Source organism: Campylobacter concisus, from assembly GCF_003048595.2.
GTDB classification, from domain to species: domain Bacteria; phylum Campylobacterota; class Campylobacteria; order Campylobacterales; family Campylobacteraceae; genus Campylobacter_A; species Campylobacter_A concisus_L.
This window is the reverse complement of record NZ_CP049270.1, coordinates 169,789-182,231: the sequence shown is the minus strand read 5'-3', so window position 1 is coordinate 182,231 and position 12,443 is coordinate 169,789. Positions and strand designations below refer to the sequence as shown.

10 protein-coding genes and 11 tRNA genes are annotated in these 12,443 nt (G+C 38.1%); 1 reads left to right on the top strand and 20 read right to left on the bottom strand.

Annotation, left to right across the window (positions count from 1 at the left end):
* Positions 1-17 precede the first annotated feature (17 nt).
* Positions 18-2,393, top strand: coding sequence for a tetratricopeptide repeat protein (locus CVT15_RS00880; protein ID WP_103577229.1), 2,376 nt, complete (start codon positions 18-20; stop codon positions 2,391-2,393).
* 592 nt (positions 2,394-2,985) lie between these two features.
* Here CVT15_RS00880 and CVT15_RS00875 read toward each other — a convergent pair.
* From CVT15_RS00875 to tig, 20 genes are all read right to left on the bottom strand, one after another.
* Positions 2,986-3,060 (bottom strand) — tRNA-Glu (locus tag CVT15_RS00875).
* Between the two features lie 8 nt (positions 3,061-3,068).
* A tRNA-Lys gene (locus tag CVT15_RS00870) sits at positions 3,069-3,144 on the bottom strand.
* Between the two features lie 121 nt (positions 3,145-3,265).
* A tRNA-Asp gene (locus CVT15_RS00865) sits at positions 3,266-3,342 on the bottom strand.
* An 8-nt stretch (positions 3,343-3,350) separates the two neighbouring features.
* Positions 3,351-3,426, bottom strand: a tRNA-Val gene (locus tag CVT15_RS00860).
* A 17-nt stretch (positions 3,427-3,443) separates the two neighbouring features.
* Positions 3,444-3,519: transfer RNA gene (locus tag CVT15_RS00855), tRNA-Glu, on the bottom strand.
* A gap of 13 nt (positions 3,520-3,532) precedes the next feature.
* Positions 3,533-3,608, bottom strand: a tRNA-Lys gene (locus tag CVT15_RS00850).
* A 140-nt stretch (positions 3,609-3,748) separates the two neighbouring features.
* Positions 3,749-3,833: transfer RNA gene (locus CVT15_RS00845), tRNA-Leu, on the bottom strand.
* A 15-nt stretch (positions 3,834-3,848) separates the two neighbouring features.
* Positions 3,849-3,925: transfer RNA gene (locus CVT15_RS00840), tRNA-Arg, on the bottom strand.
* A 15-nt stretch (positions 3,926-3,940) separates the two neighbouring features.
* Positions 3,941-4,017 (bottom strand) — tRNA-Arg (locus tag CVT15_RS00835).
* A 6-nt stretch (positions 4,018-4,023) separates the two neighbouring features.
* Positions 4,024-4,100, bottom strand: a tRNA-His gene (locus tag CVT15_RS00830).
* A gap of 9 nt (positions 4,101-4,109) precedes the next feature.
* A tRNA-Pro gene (locus tag CVT15_RS00825) sits at positions 4,110-4,187 on the bottom strand.
* Between the two features lie 310 nt (positions 4,188-4,497).
* Positions 4,498-4,647, bottom strand: a complete 150-nt coding sequence (locus CVT15_RS09880; protein WP_230853956.1) for a hypothetical protein — start codon at positions 4,645-4,647, stop codon at positions 4,498-4,500.
* 99 nt (positions 4,648-4,746) lie between these two features.
* A complete protein-coding gene (locus CVT15_RS00815) occupies positions 4,747-5,475 on the bottom strand; it encodes a TerC family protein (protein ID WP_103577228.1) in 729 nt (242 codons plus the stop codon).
* Positions 5,468-6,055 (bottom strand): phosphoribosylglycinamide formyltransferase, encoded by a 588-nt coding sequence (purN, locus tag CVT15_RS00810; RefSeq protein WP_103577227.1) that lies wholly within the window; start codon positions 6,053-6,055, stop codon positions 5,468-5,470. Before purN ends, CVT15_RS00815 begins: the two co-directional genes overlap by 8 nt.
* The gene (locus tag CVT15_RS00805; protein WP_103577226.1) at positions 6,037-7,440 is read right to left on the bottom strand and encodes an NAD(P)H-hydrate dehydratase; all 1,404 of its coding nucleotides are present in this window, start codon (positions 7,438-7,440) and stop codon (positions 6,037-6,039) included. Before CVT15_RS00805 ends, purN begins: the two co-directional genes overlap by 19 nt.
* A 1-nt stretch (position 7,441) precedes the next feature.
* Complete coding sequence (locus CVT15_RS00800; protein WP_107898198.1) at positions 7,442-8,947, bottom strand: YifB family Mg chelatase-like AAA ATPase; 1,506 nt, start codon at positions 8,945-8,947, stop codon at positions 7,442-7,444.
* Complete coding sequence (def, locus tag CVT15_RS00795; RefSeq protein WP_087586756.1) at positions 8,944-9,462, bottom strand: peptide deformylase; 519 nt, start codon at positions 9,460-9,462, stop codon at positions 8,944-8,946. The genes CVT15_RS00800 and def overlap by 4 nt, the downstream gene beginning before the upstream one ends.
* A complete protein-coding gene (locus CVT15_RS00790) occupies positions 9,459-10,499 on the bottom strand; it encodes a GGDEF domain-containing protein (protein ID WP_087586755.1) in 1,041 nt (346 codons plus the stop codon). Before CVT15_RS00790 ends, def begins: the two co-directional genes overlap by 4 nt.
* 8 nt (positions 10,500-10,507) lie before the next feature.
* Complete coding sequence (gene clpP, locus CVT15_RS00785) at positions 10,508-11,098, bottom strand: ATP-dependent Clp endopeptidase proteolytic subunit ClpP (RefSeq protein WP_054196008.1); 591 nt, start codon at positions 11,096-11,098, stop codon at positions 10,508-10,510.
* Complete coding sequence (gene tig, locus CVT15_RS00780) at positions 11,098-12,429, bottom strand: trigger factor (protein WP_087586754.1); 1,332 nt, start codon at positions 12,427-12,429, stop codon at positions 11,098-11,100. The genes clpP and tig overlap by 1 nt, the downstream gene beginning before the upstream one ends.
* Positions 12,430-12,443 lie beyond the last annotated feature (14 nt).

The following is a 12,443-nucleotide window of genomic DNA, read 5'->3' as shown; positions in this document are numbered from 1 at the left end:
TTAACTATAATTGCGGCATGAAAAAGCTCTTAATTATTTTATTTTTTCCGCTTTATCTAACCGCTTTTAATCTTAGCCTAAATAGCGGCGCAAATGGTGATAAGCCTTATAGCGTTCTTCAGCTAAGCGATGAGCAAGAATTTGAATGCGTGGAGCAAATTTTAGCTTACGACACCAAACGCTATGTCTGCATGCTTGATGATGAAATTTTGCCCAAAATTGAAGATACGACACTGCCATTAATGGATATAAAATATAAAAAGCAAGATGGCAAGCTTTTTATCGTCATAATGCCAAAAGCACCGTCAAAACTGCTAAATATAAAAACTGAGCTTTATAATAGCCAAAACGTACAAGATAGCCCAAAAACAACCATTTCAAAACACTTTAGCATAATCATAGATACTTCGCTCAGTGAAAATAGCAAGAGAAAGTCTGGGCTAAATTTTAAACCTGATTTTAAAGATATGCTAAATCCTAGTATCGGAGCGCTTGATCTTAACAAAGCACCTATTGCTGGACTTGATAGTAATGACATTGATATCTATATAAGCATAAAACGAGCTTATGAAAAGGGCGCTTATGAAAATGTAGTAAAAGATACTCAAACAGCGATAAAAAGGCATCCAAATAGCCTTTTTTCAAGTGAATTTTTACTATTTCGTCTAAGGGCTCTTGATAAAATTTTTGAGACAAAAAATGAGTTTGAAGAGATCGAGCCAAAAGATATCGTAAGTGAAGGTAGGGCTTGGATTAGAAAATTCCCATCTGATGAAAACTATCCAGAAGTGCTATATCTAATCGCTAGAGCCTACCTAAAAGATAGCATCGCAAGTGATGCAAAATATATGCTTGATATCTTAAACGAAGAGCACGCAAACTCAAAATTTACAAAACTTGCAGCGCTTGATTACGCTGATTATCTCTACAAGATAGGCAGACAAAAAGAGGCGCTAAAAGACTATGAAAAGGTGCTTTACTCCACAAACGATATCGACCTTGCAAGTAGAGCAGCACTAAGCCTAGCTGATGCAAATATCGATAAAGAAAAATTTGATGAAGCAAAGAAATTTATACTAAAAATCGCAAATGCGAATGAAAAATTTTTTATGAATAACCCAACAAAGTCGATGAATCTTGCAACTACATTTGCAAGTAAAGATATGCCTGATGTGGCTGCTAAAATTTATGAAATCTTGATAAATAATAGCGATAGAACGAAAGATTTTTATGAAGTTGCTTTAAAAAATTTAGCACTAAATCTAGCCAAAACAAAAGATGAGAAAAAAGCATACGAATACTTAAATAGATATGAGGCAGAGTTTAAATATGGTGATTATATCGATGAAGTCACTAAGGCAAAAGATGGGTTATTTTTTGAAGAAAAAGATAAAAATGCTACTGCACTTCATGCTAGATATAAAGAGCTAATTGAAAAATATGCTGGGACAAATATTAGCCAAAAGGCTCTAATAAGCGAGCTTGAGCTGGATATTAAAGAGCGTAAATTCTCCGATGCACTATCTTACAAAACCATGGCAAAAGATGGAAATTTAAGCAAGGCAATGGAGCTGATAAATGAAGCTGCGCTAGAGCTTACAAAAGAGTATTTTATAAAAGATGATTGCACGGCTGTTATAAATTTACTTGAAAACTACGATATAAACAAAATCTCATTACCGCAATTTAATCTCTTTAACTGCTATTACAGAACGGCCCGCTATAACGATGCACTTGAGCTCGCAAAAGCTCATGCAAAAGATGAAAATTTAGAAGATAGGGTCGAGTGGCTGGTAAATTTGAGTAAAATTTTATATAAAAATAAAGACTACGAGCATGCGATCATTGCCGCAAATGATGCGCTTTCACTTGGCTCATCAGTCGAATACTCAGATCCAACACCATCTCTTTTTGACAGGTTTTACTCATTGCTTGCATTAAAACGCTTTACGGAAGCGATCTCAACCATTAGTGCTATCGAGCAGCTAAGAGGCCAAGACTTTAAGATCATCGAAGCATATACAGCTATAAGTGACTATGCGATGAAAAGTAATGATTACGCCATCGCTACAACGTATGCCAAAAAAGCTCTTGAGCTACAAACAAAAGCCAAGATAAATACATTTTCACCAAAGATAAATTTTAACTACTCAGAAGCTTCACTAAAGACAGATAACCTAGGTGAGGCACTTGATGAGGCGAAATTTATACTAAACATGAAGCTTGAGCCAGAAGATCGCTTACATGCTTTAAATCTGATAAGCGAAATCTATATAAGGCAAAAACAGTTTAAGTTGGCTAGACCTTATTTAAATGAGTGCTCTGATTCAAATTTTGTAAGCCCGTATAAAGATGCTTGCAAAGCTAAGCTTGACATGATAGGCAAAAGCTAAAAGCAAAGAAATAGCTTGCTTGCTAAGTTTTATATTTAAGCTTAAATTTTAGCCTTTATTTTTGCTATTTAAGTTGAACTTTTTTACGTATTTAATTATTTTTTTGCATTGCTATCAAATGCTCTTTATATTATAAAAAGAGCTATATTTTATCGCAAGCCCTAATGTGATTTAATGCATGAGCCCTAGTATGATCTTAAAAATTTTAAGCACCTTTCTCATAAATAAAGAGAATTGGCCATTTTATTAAATCAATAATACTAAATGTAGGCTGTTTTACGATTCATAAGCTTAAAAATTAAAAATACTTAATGAGTTTTACCCAATAGATCAAAGCAAAAAAACAACTTGTAACGCTCTGTAATCACGTTTCTATGATGTACTTTTATTATATTTATAAAGATTTTTTAGCTTAATTGTAAATTAGCTTCTAAAATTTATCACTTGCTACACACTAATTAAACAACATTATAAAAATTGGTTTTTACGTTTTTAGTAGCAATTCGCTAAGCAAATAAGTACACATTTTTAAGAAATTTTCTATAAAAAATTTCTGTGTAACAAATTAAAAAGAAAAAAGGATTAGAAAAAATGGTGACCCATACGAGACTCGAACTCGTGTTACCAACGTGAGAGGCTGGTGTCCTAACCGCTAGACGAATGGGCCAAAATGGATGGTGCCCCGTGTAGGCCTCGAACCTACGACCCCATCATTAAGAGTGATATGCTCTACCAACTGAGCTAACGAGGCAAGATTAAATAGTAATAATAAATCTTAAAGTGTTATCTTAGAACTTATAATCTTAAAATTTAATTTGACACTCAATAATGGGTGCTTTATTAGACACGACCTTAACCTAAGGTTTAATGGATGGCGCAGCGGACGGGGCTCGAACCCGCGACCTCCGCCGTGACAGGGCGGCATTCTAACCAACTGAACTACCGCTGCACCTAAAATGGTGGTCGCTATAAGACTCGAACTTATGACATCCACCTTGTAAGGGTGGCGCTCTACCAACTGAGCTAAGCGACCTAAAATTTAAAAATATCTGGCGACCCTTAGAGGATTTGAACCTCTGTTTCTACACAGAGAAAGTAGAGTCCTGAGCCACTAGACGAAAGGGTCATAAACCCAAAAATGGTGTCCTGCGTTGGATTCGAACCAACGGCCCCCTCATTAAAAGTGAGATGCTCTACCGACTGAGCTAGCAAGACATTTACTTAAAAAAGAATTGAGATTATACAAAAAACATTATTACATGTCAAGAAACAAGAAAAGTACCTAATACTTTCTATAATAAAGGGTAACTTTAATTTTTAATAATATAAGTTTATCTCAAATTATAAAAAAAGAATGGTGCGGATGAAAGGACTTGAACCTTCACGCCGTGGGGCACCAGATCCTAAGTCTGGCGTGTCTGCCAATTTCACCACATCCGCACAACAATAATAAAGTGGTACGCCCATCAGGATTCGAACCTGAGGCCTACGGCTTAGAAGGCCGTTGCTCTATCCAGCTGAGCTATGAGCGCATAAAGTATTTTAAGTGGCGCGCCCGATAGGAGTCGAACCCATAACCTACAGATCCGAAGTCTGTCGCTCTATCCAATTGAGCTACGAGCGCCCAAAATGGGGTGAGTGATGGGAATCGAACCCACGACCCTCAGGACCACAATCTGATGCTCTAACCGACTGAGCTACACTCACCATCTAACATGGTCGGGGTGAAAGGATTCGAACCTTCGGCCCTCTGGTCCCAAACCAGATGCGCTAACCAGACTGCGCTACACCCCGCCTGAGTCGTGTTTGTAAGTTTATGCCACTACCTCATTAAAAAATCGTATTTTAACTAGATTTTTTTTTAATGTCAATTAAAAAATACTTAAACTAATATTTTTTTTCTTAGTGCAAAAAAGAGACTTATTTAAATTACAAATGGGCGTTTACTAGAAAAATTATTTTTTATATGAGCTAAGTTCTATTAAATTTCCATCAAAATCATATAGATACAAGCTCTTCATAGCGCCAAGTGCTCCATTTCGCTCTGCGATATCAAGTTCAAATTTTATACCCTTTTTAAGCAGCTCTGCACGTACGTTTTTTTCTATAAGATCATCAACAACAAAACAAATATCAGTACCGCTTTTTTGGGATATTTTGCAGATGGCAAAAACTCACCTTCAAATTTATGTAAATTTATCTTTTGTGAGCCAAATTTTAAGGAGATGCGACCACTATTTTTGCAAAGCTGCATCCCTAAAATTTCGCAGTAAAATTTAATCGCTTTTTCTATATCGCTTACTACAATAACAATATGGTCAATATTTTTTATCTACATTTTGTTAAATTTATATTAGTGCAACAAACCATATTTTTTCTTTTTAGCATATATATTTATACTTTCCACTGCCAATGAAAATGCCATCGCAAAATAGATATATCCCTTTGGAATATGAAATCCTAATCCTTCAGCAACTAGCGTCATACCCACAAGCACCAAAAATGCAAGTGCTAAAATTTTTATAGTCGGGTTATTATCTACAAAATTAGAAATACCTTTTGACGCTATCATCATTACACCAACTGCTAAAATAACAGCTATGATCATTATCTCTATATGCTCAGCCATTCCGACAGCTGTGATAACACTATCAAGTGAAAAAACAATATCCAAAACAGCTATCTCACTTACGATAACCAAGAAATTTGCATGTGATTTTTTGCTATTTTTATGCTCTTCGCTTTCGCCAGAAACACTAGAATGTATTTCAAGGGTTGATTTTACAAGTAAAAATAGACCACCTAGTATAAGCACCAAATCCCTGCCGCTTATGCTAAATTCTGCGATAGTAAAAAGTGGCTTTGTTAGCTTCATGATCCAAAACAATGAAAGTAAAAGTAAAATTCTAGTCACCATAGCTAGCCCTAGGCCAACAATCCTACCACTGCCGCGCTGTTCTGGCGGTAGTTTACCCACCAAAATAGCGATAAATATAATATTATCTATGCCCAAAACTATCTCTAAGCCAGTTAGCGTAAGTAGTGATATCCACGCTTCTGGCGAAGTCATCCATTCAAACATTTGTTTCCTTTGTTAAAATTTTTATTATGCTCTCAGGCAAAATTTCATGCTCTATCGCATGGATTTTGCTCTCCCAATCCTCTAAGCTCATACCATCTTCTCTTTCAAACGCTCTTTGTGCGATGAGTTTACCTCCGTCAAGCTCCTCGCTCACGTAGTGCACGCTAACTCCGCCGAGCATCATATCGCTCTCAAAGCTCTCTTTTATCGCATGAGCGCCTTTAAAAAGTGGCAATATAGAAGGATGTAAATTTATGGCTTTTATCTTTGATGTAAAAATAGGAGTTAATATCCTCATAAACCCAGCAAGCACCGTTAGTTCAGCGCCGCTTTTTAAAATTTGCTCTACAACCGCAGCGTCAAATTCTTCTCTATTTGCAAATTTAGCACTCTCTATTATCGTCGTATCAAGCCCAAATTTCTTAGCACGCTCTATACCGTATGCACCTGGCTTGTTACAGATACAAAGGCAAACTTCTATCTTTATGCCATTAAAAATTTGATTATGAACTTTTTTAAGTATCGCTTCTAAATTTGAGCCACTACCGCTAAAAAGTACGGCTATTTTTTTCGTAAGCATTTTACTCCTTTTATAATGTCTATTGGGCTAAGCGCATAGCTATTTTTCTTGAAATTTTTAAGGCTAAGTGCATGAGCTAGTGTAGCCGAGATAGCAGCACTCAGCGGCTCGTAGTCTTGAGCTAAAAGAGCAAGTACAAGTCCACTTAGCACGTCACCACTGCCACCTTTTGCAAGCGTGTTTTTGCCATAAGGCATGATATAGATTTTTCCATCTTTCGCAATTATTGTATTTGCACCTTTTAGCACAAGTACTGCCTTACATTTCTCGCTCCAAGACTTAGCATAAGCGAATCTATTTTCTTGTAATGTTTTTACATCAATATCTGCTATATTGCAAAGCCTTAAAAGTGAGCAAAATTCCTTTGGATGTGGCGTCAAAACACAGTTTTCATTTAGTAGATCAAGCACTTTTGAGCTGTAAAAGATATCAGCGTCAAGCACTAGCTTTTTACCCTTTAAAATTTGTGCATCAAGCTCTTCTATGCCCTTTTTGCCAAGCCCCATGCCAAGAGCTCCAGCGTTCATTTTCTCGCTTATCTTGCTAACTTGCATGATCTGCGTTGGCAAATTTAGACTCTCATTGCTTATCACGCTAACTAGCCCAGTCCCAAAGGCAAATGCTGCCTTTGCGCAAAGCATGCTAGCTCCTATGTGCTCGCCAGATACAATAAATGCGTGGCCAAAGTCGCCCTTATTTACACACTGATTTTTTCTATTTGGAAGTATAAGGTCGCATTTTTCAAGCAAATGATAGTCACTCTCGCATTCGTAGTTTTGCGCGCTTATGCCAAGATCAGCGACCTTTATCTTGCCAACAAAGTCTTTTGCTGCGTCACTATAAAGAGCTAGCTTTCTAGCTCCCATCGTGATCGTAGTATCTGCTTTTACGCAAGCGCCAAGCACCTTGCCCTCGCTACTTAGTCCACTTGACATATCGCAAGCGATGGTATAGGCAGTGCTGGCGTTTATTTTTGAGATGAGCTCTATGTGCTTTTCGTCTAAATTTCTATTTAAACCAGAGCCAAAAAGCCCGTCTATGAGGCATTTTGCACCATTTAAGCTATCTTCTACATCTTTACTCTCACACACGCCAGCAGATTTAGCTCGCTCAAGTTGCTTAATGGCTAGTGGCTTTAAATTCTGACTAGCTAAGATAAATTCGCATTCAAACTCGCCCTCTAGCATCCTTAAAGCGCAAAGCACGTCAGCGCCGTTGTTTCCCGCGCCACAAACGCCAAGCACTCTCACGCCTTTTTTAAATTTCTTACGGATGAAATTTGCTATGGCTGCGGCTGCATTTTCCATCAAAAGCTCTTCGCTAAGGTCAAATTTCTCGCTTGCTCGCTCGTCCAAAAGCCTCGTGTCTAAATATAAATTTTTCATTCTATGCCCTAAAACTAAGCGCCTCTAGGATGTGCGGCTTTAAAATTTGCTCACTCTCATCAAGATCGGCGATGCTTCTAGCCACTCTAAGCGTCCTTTTTATGCCCCTTTGAGAGAGGTTGTACTTCGTGGTGGCCTTTTGTAAAATTTCACTTGCCTCGGCATTTAGCGTGCAAAATTTAGCCACCTGCGCGTCACTAAGCTTGCCATTTAGCTCATCTTGATCACGCTTTTTTTGAAATATAAAGGCTTTTAAAACCATCTCGCTCATCTGCTGCGAGCTCAAACTAGCCTTTTCGCTTGGAGAGCTCTCGTCCATCGCGACCTTTAGATCAATGCGGTCAAGCACTGGGGCTGAAATTTTGGCTTTGTAGTTTTTTATCTCATTTTCGCTGCATTTGCAGTTTAAATTGCGTGAGAATAAATTTCCACATGGGCAGGGATTTTGCGCCGCGACGAAGATAAATTTAGTCTCATAAGTCACTTTTGAATTTACCCTTGCGATGTGGATTTGATTATCTTCAAGTGGCTCTCTGAGGCTTTCTATCACCTGTTTAGCAAAGTGTGGGAACTCATCAAAAAATAGCACTCCGCCATTTGCAAGTGCGATCTCACCGATCTTTGCGACGTTTGAGCCTCCGCCAAAGATCGAGCTTTTAGTCGAGGTGTGATGCGGCGAGCGAAAGGCTCTAGTGCTTGTAAATTCGCTATCTTGCAGGTTTAGCGAGCGGTAGGCGGCGGACTTTAGCACCTCTTCTAGGCTTTGTGGTGCCATGATATAGACGAGGCGTTTTGCGCACATGCTCTTGCCGCTACCTGGGCTGCCTTCAAATAAAATATTATGCATGCCAACGGCTGCAATAACGCAGGCTCTTTTGGCGCGATCCTGACCCAAAACGTCCTTAAAATCAAGCTCGTAATTTAAATTTGGAACATATCTTTTGCCGCCAACTTCTATCACATTTGAAAATAGCTCGTGCGTAGCGTTAAAATGCGTGCTTTTAGCAAATTCTGCGTCACTAAAAAACTTGATCGCCTCTTCTAGTGTGCTAACGCCATAAACCTCTAAATTTGGGATCATTGAGGCTTTTGCGGCTATCTCACTAGGCACTAAAATTTTTGCCTTTTGCACCTGCGTGCTTAAAAAAAGTAGGATCGAAAACAAATTTGCCGTGCTTTTTACGCTGCCATCAAGCCCAAGCTCGCCAAAAACAAAAATTTTTTCTAAGCTTTTTGCCTTTTGAAGAGCGATGAGAAGTGCGATACTTAGATCAAAGTGTGAGCCACTTTTTGGCAGGTCTGAGGGAGATAAATTTATGGTTATTTTCTGAGCCGGAAAGGCAAAGTCAAGCGCTAAAAGTGCCGCCTTTACACGCTCTGTGCTCTCTTTGATACTGGTGCTTGCAAGACCCACAATACTAAAGCCAGGAAGCCCACGAGAGAAGATAGACTCAACGTCAATTATCTTTAGCCCATCGCCGTAAGTAGCACATCTTAAAGACTTCATGAAGCTTTTTCTTTTTTTTGCTTTTTGTATTCCTTGTCGAATTTTTTACGTTTGTTAAAGCCTATTTTTTCTATAAAAAGATGTCCGTCTAGGTGGTCGTTTTCATGCTGGATAGCGATCGCTAGTAGCCCGTCAGTTTTTAAGGTCTGCTCTTTGCCAAAGCGGTCTTGAAATTTGATGCTAACGACCTCACTTCGCTTAACGTCCTCGTAGTAGCCAGGTACGCTAAGGCAGCCCTCTTGATAGACACACTCGCCCTCACGTAGCTCAAATTTTGGGTTTATGATCTCGATTAAATTTTCTCTATCTTGTACGCCCTCTTCGTTGGCTAAATTTATGATAAAAATTCTCTTTGCAACACCTACTTGAATGGCTGCAAGACCAATGCCCTCTTTTGCTATCATCGTATCATACATATCATCAAGCAACTTGTGAAGCTCTTCATCGAAATTTTTAACTTCTTTAGAAATTTCGTAAAGTTTTTTATTCGGATAAGATAAAACCTCTAAGATCAAACTTCTGCTCCTGCTTCTTCGCCTAAAAATATAGGCTGTTCATCGTCTTGTGTAAGCATCAATTGATCCAAAGAATAAGAGATTAGTTCCTCAGCGCTTTTTGATTTTGTTATCATGCTAGAAACCACTTGGATGTCAAGCTTGCACTCTTCACCATCTATCTTCCAAGGTATAGATGAAAGCATATTTAAAATTCTGCTACCGGCTTGTTTTGTACCATTTTCATCAGTATATTTCATAACCATAGCAAAACAGCCATCACCGTAATGAGCTACTATATCGCTTCTTCTAGAGGTTCTTAAAAGAAGCTGTGATATAGCTTTATACATATTGTTTCGCTCTTTTAAATTTTTAACACGATTTGTAAATCTATCTTTTGCTCTTACTAGTAAAAACGATGCGTTATAGCCATATCTTTTAACGGCTTCTACTTCACTTTGTACTGTGGCTACTAGAAATTTTTTATTATAGACGTCATATGTAGTATCGTAAATCGACTGCTCTTCAATAGATTTAAGCACCTTGGCTACTTCATCATAGCTTACTTTAATGACATCAAGATGCTTATCCATAAGGCTGTTTAATTTTATTAGGTCATGGTTAAATGCGCTTAAAACATTTTGAAGAGCTAGGATATTTGTATTATTTTTGAGTGCATCCATGCGCTTTTGTACTAGGCCTCTCATGATGCCTAAATTTTTATAGATTAGCACCACGGCTTGAAGCATACTTTTTATCTGGATAAATCCTTGCTTTATCTCTTTTTCAATAGAGATATTACTGCCTGATGGTACTGATATCTCGGAATTTATAACTATCATATCACCGATCTCTTTTCTAAATTCATCAGGCTGTCCATCAAGCATTTTCTCAAAATAAATAGAGTAATTGTTTGGCGTAGATGGAACATTATCGTCACTTAATTCATGCAAAACATTTTCTGAAAATCTGTAGATATCTACCTTTTCTTTTTCTAGAATATGTTTTACTTCAACCGCTTTTTTCTTAGGGTCTGGTGCATTATCTATCTTTATCACTTTGGGCCTTATTTAAAACTTTTCTCCAAAATTTTATCAACAAGTCCGTACTCTTTGGCTTCGGCCGAACTCATAAAAAAGTCACGTTCAGTATCTTTTACGATCTTACTTAGCTTCTGACCTGTATTTTTGGCCAAAATTCCATTTAAAATCTCTTTCATACGCAAAATTTCACGAGCTTGTATCTCGATATCAGTCGCTTGTCCTCTAGCGCCGCCAAGGGGTTGGTGTATCATGATGCGAGAATTTGGCAATGCATATCTTTTACCTGGTGCGCCACAGCTTAGCAAAAATGCACCCATGCTAGCCGCTTGACCGATGCATATCGTGCAAACATCTGGCTTTATGTAGTTCATCGTGTCATAGATACTAAAGCCACTTGTTATCACGCCACCTGGTGAGTTTATATATAGATAGATATCTTTATCTGGATCCTCAGCCTCTAAAAATAGCAGCTGAGCGACGATAGAAGCGGCCATGCCGTCTTCTATCTCACCGCTTAGCATAACGATCCTGTCTTTTAAAAGACGGGAATATATATCATAGCTTCGCTCACCTCTACTAGTTCTTTCAACTACGACAGGAACGTAATAGCTCATTACTCGGCCTTCTCTTTTTTACTTGCTTTTTTTTCGTCTTTTTCTTTGTTGAAAAGCTCGCTAAATAGCTTCTCTTCGATCATTGACATCTTTATAGCTGGAAGCATGCCTTGGTTGCGGTACATATCAAGGTGTGCTTTTGGATCTTGTCCGCTTCTATACGCCTCAAAATAGATCGCTTGAATAACCTCTTGATCACTTACTTTCACGCCTCTTACGCGAGCTAGCTCATCGATAATGAAAGTTAAACGAACGCTATTTTCAGCGTCTTTTCTAAACTCGTCACGTTTTTTAGAAAGAGCATCTTTGTCCTCTCTAAATTTTTTCATATCATCTGGAGTAAATGAGCTCCATGCGTTTCTAAACTGCATATCGATCTCTTGCTCGACAATATTTTTTGGCACGTCAAATTTAATTTTCTCGACCGCAGCTTCAGCAAATTTTGGCTTAAGCTCATCGTTTATAAGTTTATAAATTTTCTCTTGGCGGATTTGCTCTTTTATACGCTCATCAAGTAGCTCTTCAGTTGGTTTTTCTTCATTTGGAAGTAGAGTTTTTAACATCTCTTCATCTAGTTTTTCAGGGATCTTTCTCTCTTGAATTTCATGAAGTTTGACTTTAAAAACGGCGTCTTTACCAGCTAAATGTGTAGCGCCGTAGTTTTCTGGGAATTTAACCTCAATATCTTTTTCGCCACCAGCTTTTATGCCTACCATACCATCTTCAAAGCCTGGGATAAATTGATTTGAACCGATCTCAAGTACATAGTTTTCAGCCTTGCCACCATCAAATGCAACGCCATCAACAAAGCCTTCAAAGTCAAATTTGGCAAAATCGCCAACCTTTAGGCCTCTTTTACCATCAATTTTTTCAAGTGGAGCTATCATTTTTAAAAGTTCAGTTTTTTTCTCATCGATATCTTTTTTCAAAACACGTGGATTTGAAAACTCAGGTATTAAACTCTCATAGCCGCTCACATCAACGCTTGGCTTAAATGAAACTGTTAGCTCAACGTCGATCTTACCATCTTTTCTATCAAATTTTGAAACGATAGGCTCGCCGATAAGATCATCATTTTTCTTGCCTGCTTGTTTGATAGCCTCTTCTACTACATCTCTTAAGACATCTTGCTCAGCGTCGCTTGTTAGCTCTTTCTCGTAGCGTTTTAGCACAACAGCGACTGGCACATGGCCTTGTCTAAAGCCATCTACTTTCATAGTTTTTGCTGCTTTTTTTGCTAGCTTTTCTACGCTAGACTTTATAGCATCTGCACTTACAGTCGTGCTTGCTAGGGTATTTACGCTGTCTAGAGCTTTTGTTTTGATTTCCATCGAATTCCTTTATG

Coding starts and splice junctions, on each gene's coding strand:
- clpP (WP_054196008.1), bottom strand. CDS start 11,098: ATGAGCTATTACGTTCCTGTCGTAGTTGAAAGAACTAGTAGAGGTGAG.
- purN (WP_103577227.1), bottom strand. CDS start 6,055: ATGCTTACGAAAAAAATAGCCGTACTTTTTAGCGGTAGTGGCTCAAAT.
- CVT15_RS09880 (WP_230853956.1), bottom strand. CDS start 4,647: ATGCAGCTTTGCAAAAATAGTGGTCGCATCTCCTTAAAATTTGGCTCA.
- CVT15_RS00805 (WP_103577226.1), bottom strand. CDS start 7,440: ATGAAAAATTTATATTTAGACACGAGGCTTTTGGACGAGCGAGCAAGC.
- tig (WP_087586754.1), bottom strand. CDS start 12,429: ATGGAAATCAAAACAAAAGCTCTAGACAGCGTAAATACCCTAGCAAGC.
- CVT15_RS00815 (WP_103577228.1), bottom strand. CDS start 5,475: ATGTTTGAATGGATGACTTCGCCAGAAGCGTGGATATCACTACTTACG.
- CVT15_RS00880 (WP_103577229.1), top strand. CDS start 18: ATGAAAAAGCTCTTAATTATTTTATTTTTTCCGCTTTATCTAACCGCT.
- CVT15_RS00800 (WP_107898198.1), bottom strand. CDS start 8,947: ATGAAGTCTTTAAGATGTGCTACTTACGGCGATGGGCTAAAGATAATT.